Below are 12892 nucleotides of genomic sequence, written 5' to 3'. Positions count from 1 at the left end.
AGTCAACCGGAGCAAGCCCCCACAGAACCGGCTCCCTACGACCGATGTTCCCCCACCCAGCTGTCCCAACTCATGGAGCTCAACCCCCCGTTGGCAAGCCCGAGATACGTCTGTGGATCGCGGGGGTCGCCCGGACCGGGGCCGCGTTGCCCGGGGCGGGGGTGGACTGGCCCGGTGGGTGGGGTGGGGCCGTCGTCCTCGCGCTGGTGACCGTCGTGGGGGTGCTGCTCGGGCGGCGGGTCGTGGGGCGGCCGTTGTGGTGGGGTGCGGTCGGGGTGGTGCTGGTGCTGGTCGTGCTGCAACCGCCGCCTGTCACCCGGGTGGTGACGGGGTGGCCGCCGCCCGGGTGGCGGTTCGCCGTCTGCGATGTGGGGCAGGGGGATGCGTCCGTGCTGTACGCGGGGGACGGGGCCGGGGTCGTCGTCGACGCCGGGCCCGATCCTCGGGCCGTCGATCGGTGTCTGAGGAAACTGGGGGTCACTCGGGTGCCGCTGGTCGTGCTCACGCACTTTCATGCCGACCATGTCGCCGGGTTGGCGGGGGTGTTGCGGGGGCGGGCCGTGGGGGCGATCGAGGTGACCGGGTTCGAGGAGCCGGTGGATCAGGTGGGGTTCGTCCGGCGGGTGGCCCGGGAGGCGGGGGTGCCGGTGGTGCGGGCGGCTGCGGGGGAGCGGCGGCGGGTGGGGGCGTTGGAGTGGGAGGTGCTGTGGCCGCCTGGTGGGGGTGCGCCGGTGGAGGGGGCCAATGACGCGAGCGTGGCGATGCTCGTTCGGGTGGGTGGGCTCAAGGTGTTGCTGCTGGGGGATCTGGAGCCGGTGGGGCAGCGGGCCATGTGGGCGGCTGCGGGTGGGGTGCTGCGGGGTGGGGTGGATGTGCTGAAGGTGGCACATCACGGGTCGGCCCATCAGGACTTCGGGTTGCTGCGGGCCGTGGGGGCTCGGGTGGCGGTGGTGTCCTGCGGGGCCGGGAACTCCTATGGGCATCCGGCGCCGGGGACGGTTGCCGCGTTGCGGGGGGCGGGGGCTGTGATGATGCGGACGGATCTGGACGGGGGGCTGGCTGTGAGCGGGGCGGGGGAGGGGGTGCGGGTGTCGGGGGGTGGGTGAGGGGGTGGGTGTTGGGGTCAGGGGTGGGGTGCGAGGGCGGGGGTGAGGACGACGGCCTTCGATCTTCACCGGCGGCAGGTGAGGGTTGGGGCGCGAGGACGGGGGTGAAGTGGATGCGGCTTCACCGGTCTCCGGCTTCACCGGTCTCCGGCTTCACCGGTCTCCGGCTTCACCGGTCTCCGGCTTCACCGGTCCCCGGTGCCGGTCGTCCCCGGTTTCAGCCGTCCCGGCCCTGCCAGGTGGTGACGCAGACCTCGTTGCCCTCCTGGTCGGCGAGTACCCAGAACGCGGGGGCGCGGGTGGCGGAGACGAGGTGGCCGCCGGCGGCCAGGGCGGATTCGACGCGGCGGGGGGCCTCGTCGTGGGGGACGCTGATGTCGAGGTGGAGGCGGTTGCGCTGGGGGCGTGGGTGGTCCATCTGCTGGAACCAGACGGCTGGGCCCTGCCACAGGGGGTCGATGAGGGGGTCGGTTGGGCCGTCGGCGCCGGCCTCGTCGGTATAGCCCAGGACGGCCTTCCAGAACGGGCGGATCCCGGCGATGTCCAGGGCGTCGACGGCGATCTCCAGGAGCTGGACGGAGCGGGGTGCCTCCGGTGCGGTGCCGGAGGTCGGCCGGTGGCCGGACCTGCCGAGGGCGGCGGTGATCCGGTGCGCGAGGTCGACGTCCAGCGTGGTGACCGTCGCGTGTTTTGTCGACTGGAGGGTGAACAGGGCCCGGTCGGGGCGGATGTCGATGCGGAGGTGGCCGTCAGCATCGTCGCCGCACGCCGCGACGGCGTCCGCTGCCGAGGTGAGCGCCTGAGCGGACGTCGCGGTCGGGACCGACGTCTGTAGTGCGCCCAGGATGTAGCGCCAGCCGTGGTCCTGGACGGCGTCCGAGGCTTCCGGGCGGCTCAGGGTTCGCTCCATGGCCGCAGTCTGGCAGCCGCGGGAGAGAATGGGGGCGTGAGCGATGTGAGACATGTGCTGGTGCTGCCGGATCGGGATGCGGCGGAGGAGGTGGTCGAGGAGTTGCGGGAGCGGTTCGGGGTGCGGGAGGAGCCGGGGGTGGTGCGGGACGCGTTGGCCGGGGAGGACGACGCGGAGGACGCGCAGTGGCTGGTGGTGCTGCGGGACGAGGAGGGGCGGCTCGGGGCGGAGGAACTGGACGCGTTCGCGGGGGAGTGGGAGGGGTGGCGGGAGGAGCCGTAGGGGGTGGGGTGTCAGACGTGCGTGACATGCTTGGGGGGATGGCCAAGAAACGTGCTGATGATGATCTCCTCGCCCCTGTGACGCTTGCCGTGGGGCAGGAGGAGCTGTTGCTCGACCGGGTCGTGCAGGAGATCGTGCGGGCGGCCCGGGAGGCCGACGCGGACACCGATGTGCGGGATCTGGTGGCGGAGCAGTTGCAGCCGGGGACGTTGGTCGAGTTGACGAGTCCCTCGCTGTTCTCCGAGCGGAAAGTGCTGGTCGTCCGGAACGCGCAGGATCTTTCGGCTGACTCCGTCAAGGATGTGAAGGCTTATCTGGGGGCGCCGGTCGAGGACATCTCGCTGGTGCTGCTGCATGCCGGTGGGGTCAAGGGGAAGGCGTTGCTGGAGGCGGCGCGGAAGGTGGGGGCCCGGGAGGTCGCCTGTCCGAAGATGACCAAGCCGGCGGACCGGCTCGCGTTCGTCCGGCAGGAGTTCCGGGCGAGTGGGCGGTCGGCGACTCCCGAGGCGTGTTCCGCGCTGGTCGATGCGATCGGGAGCGATCTGCGGGAGCTCGCGTCCGCGGTGTCGCAGTTGGGTGCGGATGTCGAGGGGACCATCGACGAGGCTGTCGTCGGGCGGTACTACACCGGGCGGGCCGAGGCGTCGAGTTTCACCGTCGCCGATCGGGCTGTCGAGGGGCGGGCGGCTGAGGCGTTGGAGGCGTTGCGGTGGTCGTTGTCGACCGGGGTCGCGCCGGTGCTGATCACCAGCGCGTTGGCGCAAGGGGTGCGGGCCATCGGGAAACTGTCGTCCGCGCGTGGGGGGCGGCCGGCTGATCTCGCGCGGGAGTTGGGGATGCCGCCGTGGAAGATCGATCGGGTGCGGCAGCAGATGCGGGGGTGGACGCCGGACGGGGTGGCCGTGGCGCTGCGGGCTGTGGCCGAGGCGGACGCGGGGGTGAAGGGTGGGGGGGATGATCCCGAGTATGCGTTGGAGAAGGCGGTTGTGGTGATCGCTCAGGCTGCGAGGTCTCGGGGGCGGTAGGGGGTGGGTTGTGGGGTGGCTGAGGTGGGGGGCGTTGGCGCTTGCCCGCGCTTGCGGGGTGCTGGGCTTGTTGTTGGTGGGGCGGGGCGAGGTGAGAAGGGGGAGAATTGAGGGGTGTCAGTCGGGATCGCCCTGGTGTGAGAGGTGGCGGTTGGGATGGCTGGGCATCCGCATGCTCTGTTGGTGAGGGCGGGGTACGAGGCGTTTTCGCGGGGGGATCTGGAGGCGCTGAGGGGGATGATGACGGCGGACTGTGCGCATCATGTGCCGGGGAGTCACCCGCTGTCGGGGGACTTCAAAGGGTTGGACTCGATCTTCGAGATGTACGGACAGCTGTTCGCCGAGACCGGTGGGACTCTGCGGGTCGAGGTGAAGAACGTGCTGGTGGACGGGCGGGGGCACGCGGTGTCCGTGCACCGGTTCACGGGGGAGCGGCCGGACGGGCGGCGGATCGACGAGGTCGGGGGGATCGTGTTCCGGATCGTCGGGGACAAGATCACGGATCTCGATGAGTGCGTCGAGGACATCGACGTCGGGAACGCGTTCTGGGCCTGAGAGGAGAACGCCGAAGGCCCCGGCTCTCCGCCCTGGGGAAGGGCTGGAGGCCGGGGCCTTCAGGTCGAGCTGGTTCGGTTCCGCGCCCGCGTGGCGAACGCAGGCCGCGCGCGGAGCCTTGAGGGTGCCGGACGGGAGCGGATGAGAGAGGGCCCGCTCTGGGTCCTTCCGGCGACGGGAGCCCTCGTATCAGGAGGGGGCCCGCTCAGATCAAAGGGGTTCAGCCCTTGAGCGCGTCCACCTTGGAAGCAAGCGCCGACTTCTTGTTGGCGGCCTGGTTCTTGTGGATGACGCCCTTGGAGACGGCCTTGTCGAGCTGACGCGCGGCAGCGCGCTGGTACTCGGTGGCCTTCTCGACGTCACCCGCGGCGGCGGCCTCGCGGGCCTTGCGGATCGCGGTCTTGAGGGAGGACTTGACGGCCTTGTTGCGCAGCCGCGCCTTCTCGTTGGTCTTGATCCGCTTGATCTGGGACTTGATGTTCGCCACTGATTGAGCCTTTTCAGGTTCAGGCACGGGACCGCGAGGGCCCCGGACCAGGTGATTTCTTGGGGTGTGCCTCGCGCTGAGAGGGCATGAGACACAGCTGTCCACAGTAGCAGCGGCCACCCGGCCAGCCCAAACCGGGACCTGGTCGCCGCCCATGGGACCATGGAAGCTACGTATCGATCCGACCCGAGGCACAAGGCGCCTCAAGAGACAGGACCCTGCGTGCCCGCGACCCCTAAGAATGTGCCCGAGCCGAGCCGTACCGACCCGGCGCTGATCCGCAATTTCTGCATCATCGCGCACATCGACCACGGCAAGTCCACGCTCGCCGACCGCATGCTCCAGCTGACCGGGGTGGTGGAGCAGCGCCAGATGCGCGCCCAGTACCTCGACCGCATGGACATCGAGCGCGAGCGCGGCATCACGATCAAATCGCAGGCCGTGCGTCTGCCCTGGGCCCCGACCGAGGACCCGGGCAACACGCACATCCTCAACATGATCGACACCCCCGGGCACGTCGACTTCACCTACGAGGTCTCCCGGTCGCTCGCCGCCTGCGAGGGCACCGTCCTCCTGGTCGACGCGGCGCAGGGCATCGAGGCGCAGACCCTCGCGAACCTGTACCTCGCGATGGAGAACGACCTCGCGATCATCCCGGTGCTGAACAAGATCGACCTCCCGGCGGCCCAGCCGGAGAAGTTCGCCGAGGAGCTGGCGAACCTCGTCGGCTGCGACCCCTCCGACGTCCTCAAGGTCTCCGCGAAGACCGGTCTCGGTGTCGACGCCCTGCTCGACAAGGTCGTCCGCGAGGTCCCGGCGCCCGTCGGGGTCAAGGACGCGCCCGCCCGCGCGATGATCTTCGACTCGGTGTACGACTCGTACCGCGGTGTCGTGACGTACGTCCGTGTCATCGACGGCCAGCTCAACAAGCGTGAGCGCATCCGGATGATGTCGACCGGCGCGACGCACGAGCTGCTGGAGATCGGCACCAACTCCCCGGAGATGCTCAGCGCCGACGGCCTGGGTGTCGGCGAGGTGGGTTACCTGATCACCGGCGTGAAGGACGTCCGCCAGTCGAAGGTCGGTGACACCGTCACCAGCCAGGTCAAGGGGGCCACGGAGGCGCTCGGGGGGTACAAGGACCCCAAGCCCATGGTCTTCTCCGGCCTGTACCCGCTGGACGGCTCGGACTACCCGGAGCTGCGCGAGGCCCTCGACAAGCTCCAGCTGAACGACGCCGCGCTCGTCTACGAGCCGGAGACCTCCGCGGCCCTCGGCTTCGGCTTCCGCGTCGGCTTCCTCGGCCTGCTCCACCTCGACGTCGTCCGGGAGCGCCTGGAGCGCGAGTTCGGCCTCGACCTGATCGCGACCGCGCCGAACGTGGTGTACCGCGTCGTCATGGAGGACCGCACCGAGCACGTCGTCACCAACCCGAGCGAGTTCCCCGAGGGCAAGATCATGGAGGTGTACGAGCCCGTCGTACGCTCCACGATCCTCGCGCCCACCGAGTTCATCGGGGCGATCATGGAGCTGTGCCAGACCCGGCGCGGCACCCTCCTCGGGATGGACTACCTCTCCGAGGACCGGGTCGAGATCCGCTACACGCTGCCCCTCGCGGAGATCGTGTTCGACTTCTTCGACCAGCTGAAGTCGAAGACCCGCGGGTACGCCTCGCTGGACTACGAGCCCACCGGCGAGCAGACGTCGTCGCTGGTCAAGGTCGACATCCTGCTGCACGGCGACAAGGTCGACGCGTTCTCGGCGATCACGCACAAGGACGCCGCGTACGCGTACGGTGTCCGGCTGGTCGCCAAGCTGCGCGAGCTGATCCCGCGCCAGGCGTTCGAGGTGCCGATCCAGGCGGCCATCGGCTCCCGGGTCATCGCCCGCGAGACCATCCGTGCCATCCGCAAGGACGTCCTCGCCAAGTGTTACGGCGGTGACATCTCCCGGAAGCGGAAGCTGCTGGAGAAGCAGAAGGAGGGCAAGAAGCGGATGAAGATGGTGGGTTCCGTGGAGGTCCCGCAGGAGGCCTTCATCGCTGTCCTGAGCAGTGACGACAGCGCGGGTTCGGGCAAGGGGAAGAAGTAGGCCGGGACTTGTGGGGCCCGTCGCGTGTGAACGCGGCGGGCCCCGTTGTCGTAACCGCTGTCATACAGGCCGAAGTGACCGTCCGTGACCCCTTACGCCCGGGCCGGACGACCTTTACTCTGATGCCTGCCTGTTAGTTACTCGTGAGTTAAAAAGCCGCGCAGCACAACCGCCGCACCGTCGCGGGCCCCGGAGGATGTCGTGAGCGACACACAGACCCTGATCGAGAACCGCCCGCCGTCCGTGGCGGGCCTCTTCCTGGAGCGGGTGACGGCCACGCCCGACGCGGAGGCGTACCGGTACCCGGTGCCGGCGTCGTCCGGCCAGGGGCCCGACACGTGGCAGTCGCTGAGCTGGGCGCAGGCCGCCGAGCGGGTGCACGCGATCGCCGCCGGTCTGATCGGGCTCGGCATCGAGCCGGAGCAGCGCGTCGCGCTCGCCTCCTCGACGCGGATCGAGTGGATCCTCGTCGACCTCGGCATCATGTGCGCGGGCGCCGCGACGACGACGGTCTACCCGCAGACCAACGACGAGGAGTCGGCGTACATCCTCTCCGACTCGGAGAGCCGGGTGCTGGTCGCGGAGGACGCCGCGCAGCTCGCCAAGGCCGTCGCGCGCCGTGCCGAGCTGCCCGACCTGGCGTACGTCGTCGTCATCGACCCCACCGGCGCGGACACCGGCGAGGAGTGGATCCTCACCCTCGACGAGCTGGAGCAGCGGGGCGCGGAGCGGCTGGCCAAGGAGCCCGGTCTGATCGAGGAGCGGGTCGGCGCGATCACCAAGGACCAGCTGGCGACCCTGATCTACACCTCGGGTACTACGGGTCGCCCCAAGGGGGTACGCCTCCCGCACGACAACTGGTCCTACATGGCGAAGGCGATCGCCGCGACCGGGCTGATCAGCGCGCAGGACGTGCAGTACCTGTGGCTGCCGCTGGCCCACGTCTTCGGCAAGGTCCTCACCTCGGGACAGATCGAGGTCGGGCACGTCACCGCCGTCGACGGCCGGGTCGACAAGATCATCGAGAACCTTCCCGTAGTACGTCCGACGTACATGGCGGCCGTCCCCCGCATCTTCGAGAAGGTCTACAACGGGGTCGCCGCGAAGGCCCGTGCGGGCGGTGGCGCCAAATACAAGATCTTCCAGTGGGCCTCCGAGGTCGGCCGGGAGTACGCGAAGGTCACGCAGGACAACTTCATGCGGACCGGTGACCGGACCGCGCCGTTCGCGCTGGCCGCGAAGCACAAGGCCGCCGACGCGCTCGTCTTCGCCAAGATCCGCGAGGCGTTCGGCGGGCGGCTGCGGGCCGCCGTCTCCGGGTCCGCCGCGCTCTCCCCGGAGATCGGGTACTTCTTCTCCGGCGCGGGTATCCACGTACTTGAGGGGTACGGGCTCACCGAGTCCTCCGCCGCGTCCTTCGTCAACCCCGGCGAGGCGTACCGGACCGGGACCGTCGGCAAGCCGCTGCCCGGCACGGAGGTCAGGATCGCGGACGACGGGGAGATCCTGCTGCGCGGCCCCGGGATCATGGAGGGCTACCACAAGCTCCCCGACAAGACCGCCGAGGTGCTGGAGTCCGACGGGTGGTTCCACACCGGGGACATCGGCGAGCTCTCCCCGGACGGCTTCCTGAAGATCACCGACCGCAAGAAGGACCTGATCAAAACGTCCGGCGGGAAGTACATCGCGCCCGCCGAGGCCGAGGGACAGTTCAAGGCGGTCTGCCCGTACGTCTCCAACATCCTCGTGCACGGCGCCGACCGGAACTTCTGCACCGCGCTGATCGCCCTCGACGAGGCGGCGATCCTCGGGTGGGCCGAGGAGAACGGGCTCGGCGGGAAGTCGTACGCGGAGGTCGTCGCGGCGCCGGCCACGGTCCAGCTCGTCCAGGGGTATGTGGACGAGCTGAACACCGGGCTCCAGCGGTGGCAGACCATCAAGAAGTTCCGGCTGCTGCCCCGGGATCTCGATGTGGAGCACGGGGAGATCACGCCGAGCCTGAAGCTGAAGCGGCCGGTGGTGGAGCGGGTGTACAAGGGGTTGCTGGACGAGATGTACGCGGGGACTCGGGAGGCGTAACCCTCAAGGCGTGCCTCTCGGGTAGGGGCCCGGGAGGCGTAGCTCTCAGGTAGGGCGCCTGGGTGGCGTAACTCTCAGGCAGGGGGCCTGGGGGGCGTAGCTCTCAGGTCCTGTCCTCCAGTAACCGGCACATCAGGTTCACCAAGCTGTCCACGTCCACCGGCTTCGGTACGTAGTCGTCCGCGCCCCGGGCGATCGCCTTCTCGCGGTCGCCCGGCATCGCCTTCGCCGTGAGGGCGATGATCGGCAGGCCCTCCCAGCGGGGGGATTCGCGGATCGCGGTGATCGTCTCGTACCCGTCCAGCTCCGGCATCATGATGTCCATCAGGACCAGCTCGATCTCCGGGTCGGCCGCGAGGAGTTCCATGCCCTCCCGGCCGTTCTCCGCGTACTGGACGTCCATGCCGACCCTGCCGAGGACGTGGGTGAGGGCGAAGACGTTGCGTATGTCGTCGTCGACGATCAACACCCGGCGTCCGGGCAGGACCCCGGCGGCGCGGCCGGTGCGCCAGGAGTCGGTGGGGCCGGTGGACGGCTCCGGCGAGGCGTCCGGCGGGGTGTCCGGTTCCCGCTCCGGCGGCGCGAGGTGGCCGGGGCTGGTGACCGGCACGTACAGGGTGAACGTCGAGCCGAGGCCCGGGGCGCTCTCCGCGACGATCCTGCCGCCGAGGAGCCCCGCGATCTCCCGGCTGATGGACAGACCGAGGCCCGTGCCGCCGTACTTGCGGTTCGTGGTGCCGTCGGCCTGCTGGAACGCCTCGAAGACCGCCGGGAGTTCGCCCGGGGAGATGCCGATGCCCGTGTCGGTGACGGCGAACGCGATCATGTCCAACGGGGCCCGGGTCACCCGGAGTTCGACCCGGCCCGCCGCCGTGAACTTCACCGCGTTGGACAGCAGGTTGCGCAGGATCTGCTGGATGCGCTGCTCGTCGGAGTGCATCGTGCGCGGCACGTCGTCACCGACGGACACCTCGAAGGCGAGGCCCCGGTCGAGGGTGAGCGGGCGGAACGTGGCGTGCACGTAGTCGAGGAGCTTGATCAGCGGGAGCTGCTTGGGGCGGACGTCCATCCGGCCCGCCTCGATCTTCGACAGGTCGAGGATGTCGTTGATGAGCTGGAGGAGGTCGGAGCCCGAGCGGTGGATCGTCGTCGCGAACTGCACTTCCTGCTCGGAGAGGTGGCCGTCCGGGTTGTCCGACAGCAACCGGGCCAGGATCAACAGGGAGTTGAGCGGGGTGCGCAGCTCGTGGGACATGTTCGCGAGGAACTCCGACTTGTACTGCGACGACGTCGCCAGCAGGGCCGCCTTCTCGGCGAGTTCGGCGTTGGAGCGGCGCAACTCGGCCTGTTGGTCCTGGAGTTCGTCGGAGCGTTCCTGGAGCTGGTGGGCCAGCCGCTGGGACTCGCCGAGCAGCGCCTCGGTGCGGGAGTTGGCGACGATCGTGCTGATCGCGACGCCGATCGTGTTCACGAACTGGTCGAAGAACGCGAGGTGGACGTCCGAGAAGCGGGAGAACGCGGCGAGTTCGACGACCCCGAGGAGCGTGTCCTCGAAGAGGATCGGGAGGATGACGACCGTCGTCGGCGCCGCCTCCCCGAGCCCGCTGGCGATCTTGATGTAGTCCGCCGGGGTCTCCTCGACCAGGATGCGCTTCTTCTCCCGCGCCGCCTGCCGGACCAGCCCGTGCACCGGCAGCCCGCCGGTCTCGACGGCGCCGTACCCGGCGATGAACGCGAGGCCCTTCGCCGGGCCGACGGTGTGGTCCGCCGGGTCGGCCAGGTAGAACGCCCCGTACTGGGCGTTCACCAGCGGGGTCAGCTCCCGCAGGATCAGGTCGGCGACCTCCATCAGGTCCCGGTGGCCCTGCATCAGCCCGGCGAGGCGGGCCAGGTTGGACTCCAGCCAGTCCTTCGCACGGGTCGTCTCCCGCAGGTTCGCCACCATCCGGTTGACGTCGTCCTTCAGCTCGGAGACCTCGCCGCGCGCCTCGACGGTGATCGCTCGGGTCAGGTCGCCCTGTGCCACGGCCGAGGCGACCTCGGCGATCGCGCGGACCTGCGTGGTGAGGTTCAGGGCGAGTTCGTTGACGTTGGTCGTCAGCCGCTTCCAGGTGCCGTACACGCCCTCCACCCGTGCCTGGCCGCCGAGTTGTCCCTCGGAGCCGACCTCGCGGGCGACCCGGGTCACCTCCGAGGCGAACGCGGAGAGCGTGTCCACCATCGTGTTGATGGTCGTCTTTAGCTCCAGGATCTCCCCCCGCGCGTCCACGTCGATCTTCTTCGACAGGTCGCCCTGCGCCACCGCCGTCGCCACCTGAGCGATGTTCCGCACCTGCGAAGTCAGGTTGTCCGCCATGTAGTTGACGTTGTCGGTGAGGTCCTTCCACACCCCCGACACGCCCCGCACCTGGGCCCGCCCCCCGAGGTTGCCCTCGGTGCCGACCTCGGCGGCGACCCTGGTCACCTCGTCGGCGAACGCCCGCAGTTGCTCCACCATCGTGTTGACGGTGTCCTTCAGTTCGAGGATCTCGCCCCGCGCGTCCACCGTGATCTGCTTGGAGAGGTCGCCGTTGGCCACGGCGGTCGTCACCTGGGCGATGTTCCGCACCTGCGAAGTCAGGTTCAGGGCCATGAAGTTGACGTTGTCCGTCAGCTCCTCCCACACCCCGGACACGCCCCGCACCTGCGCCTGGCCGCCCAGGTTGCCCTCGGTGCCGACCTCGCGGGCGACGCGGGTCACCTCGTCGGCGAACGCGGAGAGCTGGTCCACCATCGTGTTGATGGTCGTCTTCAGCTCCAGGATCTCCCCCTTCGCCTCGACGGTGATCTTCTTGCCGAGGTCGCCCTGGGCGACGGCCGTCGAGACGAGCGCGATGTTCCGGACCTGCGAAGTCAGGTTGTCCGCCATGAAGTTGACGTTGTCCGTGAGGTCCTTCCAGACGCCGGAGACGCCCCGGACCTGGGCCTGACCGCCCAACTGGCCCTCGGTGCCGACCTCGCGGGCGACGCGGGTCACCTCGTCGGCGAACGCGGAGAGCTGGTCGACCATCGTGTTGACGGTGTCCTTCAGTTCGAGGATCTCGCCCCGCGCACTCACGGTGATCTTCTGGCTGAGGTCGCCGTTCGCGACGGCCGTCGTCACCTGCGCGATGTTGCGGACCTGCGAAGTGAGGTTCGACGCCATGAAGTTGACGTTGTCGGTCAGGCCCTTCCACACCCCGGACACGCCCCGCACCTGCGCCTGGCCGCCCAGGTTGCCCTCGGTGCCGACCTCGCGGGCGACCCGGGTGACCTCGTCGGCGAACGCGGAGAGCTGGTCCACCATCGTGTTCACGGTCAGCTTCAGTTCGAGGAGTTCACCGGTCGCCTCGACCGTCACCGTCCGGGTCAGATCGCCGCGCGCCACCGCCGTCGTCACCAGCGCGATGTCCCGCACCTGGGCCGTCAGCCGGGCCGCCATCGTGTTGACGGCGTCCGTCACGTCCCGCCAACTCCCCGACAGGCCGCGCACCTTGGCGCGTCCGCCGAGCCGGCCCTCGGTGCCGACCTCGCGGGCGACCCGGGTCACCTCGCCGGTGAACAGCGAGAGCTGGTCGACCATCCGGTTCACCGCCCGGCCCAACCGGCGCAGGTCACCCCGGAGTTGACGGGTGCCGTCGTGCAGGTCGACACGCTGGGTCAGATCGCCGTCCGCCACCGCGTCCAGCACCCGGGCGGCGTTCGCCGCAGGAGCCGCCAGCGCGTCCAGGAGCTGGTTCACGTCGTCCACGCGTGAGGTCCAGCGGCCCTGGCCCGGACTGGCCGAGACCCGCTCGTCCAGCCTGCCGTTGCGGATCACCTCGCGCTTCACGCGCCGCACCTCGGTGTTGAAGTGCTCGCTGCGGTCGACGATCTGGTTGAAGGCGGTGGCCAGTTCGGCCACGATCCCCTCGCCCTCGACCGGAGCCATGGCGCGCGCGAAGTCGCCGTCGCGGGCTGCGAGCAGGGCGGTGAGCAGGGGGCGTAGCGCAGATGCTCGAATTCCGCCCTCAATTGAACCCTCTTCGAGCACACACACAGCAGTGTTCTCACTCATGACGGCCCACTTCGGTAACTCGACGCTTATGGGCGTAGCCAGTCTGTCACTCTGTCGGTGTCGACCGAGGTGTATTCGAACCAACTGCCCGGGGAGGGGAGCCGGCCATGGGGACCATTCCGACCCAACGGGAGTCGACCCCGCTCACCCGTACCCGCCGGCCGCCGCGCGTCGCCGCGTTCCAGGGCCGCGCGCAGATAGGTGCGGCCGATCCGGCCGAAGCCGTTGATGCCGACACGTACGGTCATGACGGTGAACTCCTTTTCCTGCGACGGGTGTTCA

General features: G+C 69.5%; 9 protein-coding genes. 6 read left to right on the top strand and 3 right to left on the bottom strand.

All coding sequences use genetic code 11. The annotated features are described in order from the left end of the window. Nucleotides 1-1106: ComEC/Rec2 family competence protein (locus ACVNF4_RS23800; RefSeq protein WP_461804912.1), on the top strand; the 1106-nt coding region annotated here is incomplete at its 5' end. 217 nt (nucleotides 1107-1323) lie between these two features. Here ACVNF4_RS23800 and ACVNF4_RS23795 read toward each other — a convergent pair. Next, nucleotides 1324-2016: a VOC family protein gene (locus ACVNF4_RS23795; RefSeq protein ID WP_461804911.1), complete on the bottom strand. Its 693-nt coding sequence runs from the start codon at nucleotides 2014-2016 to the stop codon at nucleotides 1324-1326. Between the two features lie 36 nt (nucleotides 2017-2052). Here ACVNF4_RS23795 and ACVNF4_RS23790 point away from each other — a divergent pair, with 36 nt between their 5' ends. The 3 genes from ACVNF4_RS23790 (at nucleotide 2053) to ACVNF4_RS23780 (ending at nucleotide 3878) form a co-directional block, all read left to right on the top strand. Next, complete coding sequence (locus ACVNF4_RS23790) at nucleotides 2053-2298, top strand: hypothetical protein (RefSeq protein ID WP_461804910.1); 246 nt, start codon at nucleotides 2053-2055, stop codon at nucleotides 2296-2298. A 38-nt stretch (nucleotides 2299-2336) separates the two neighbouring features. After that, entirely contained in the window at nucleotides 2337-3323 is a 987-nt protein-coding gene (holA, locus tag ACVNF4_RS23785; RefSeq protein WP_461804909.1) for a DNA polymerase III subunit delta, read from the top strand. Nucleotides 3324-3479: 156 nt separating this feature from the next. Continuing rightward, a complete protein-coding gene (locus tag ACVNF4_RS23780) occupies nucleotides 3480-3878 on the top strand; it encodes a nuclear transport factor 2 family protein (RefSeq protein WP_461804908.1) in 399 nt (132 codons plus the stop codon). Nucleotides 3879-4098: 220 nt separating this feature from the next. On the opposite strand, the gene rpsT is transcribed toward ACVNF4_RS23780, so the two are convergent. Continuing rightward, entirely contained in the window at nucleotides 4099-4365 is a 267-nt protein-coding gene (gene rpsT / locus ACVNF4_RS23775) for a 30S ribosomal protein S20 (RefSeq protein ID WP_461804907.1), read from the bottom strand. Nucleotides 4366-4587: 222 nt separating this feature from the next. On the opposite strand from rpsT, the gene lepA reads away from it, so the two are divergent. Beyond that, complete coding sequence (gene lepA, locus ACVNF4_RS23770; RefSeq protein WP_461804906.1) at nucleotides 4588-6456, top strand: translation elongation factor 4; 1869 nt, start codon at nucleotides 4588-4590, stop codon at nucleotides 6454-6456. A gap of 201 nt (nucleotides 6457-6657) precedes the next feature. Beyond that, nucleotides 6658-8535, top strand: coding sequence for an AMP-dependent synthetase/ligase (locus ACVNF4_RS23765; RefSeq protein WP_461804905.1), 1878 nt, complete (start codon nucleotides 6658-6660; stop codon nucleotides 8533-8535). A gap of 103 nt (nucleotides 8536-8638) precedes the next feature. Here ACVNF4_RS23765 and ACVNF4_RS23760 read toward each other — a convergent pair whose 3' ends face one another. Continuing rightward, entirely contained in the window at nucleotides 8639-12610 is a 3972-nt protein-coding gene (locus ACVNF4_RS23760) for a HAMP domain-containing protein (RefSeq protein WP_461804904.1), read from the bottom strand. Between the last annotated feature and the right edge of the window lie 282 nt (nucleotides 12611-12892).

It is taken from the genome of Streptomyces sp. S6, from assembly GCF_054880855.1.
Note: the sequence above shows the minus strand (reverse complement) of the source record. Positions and strands in the feature narration are given on the sequence as shown.

Bases quoted from the DNA above. Each gene is read 5' to 3' on its own strand.
- ACVNF4_RS23795 (WP_461804911.1), bottom strand. From the start codon at position 2,016: ATGGAGCGAACCCTGAGCCGCCCGGAAGCCTCGGACGCCGTCCAGGAC.
- holA (WP_461804909.1), top strand. From the start codon at position 2,337: ATGGCCAAGAAACGTGCTGATGATGATCTCCTCGCCCCTGTGACGCTT.
- ACVNF4_RS23780 (WP_461804908.1), top strand. From the start codon at position 3,480: ATGGCTGGGCATCCGCATGCTCTGTTGGTGAGGGCGGGGTACGAGGCG.
- ACVNF4_RS23760 (WP_461804904.1), bottom strand. From the start codon at position 12,610: ATGAGTGAGAACACTGCTGTGTGTGTGCTCGAAGAGGGTTCAATTGAG.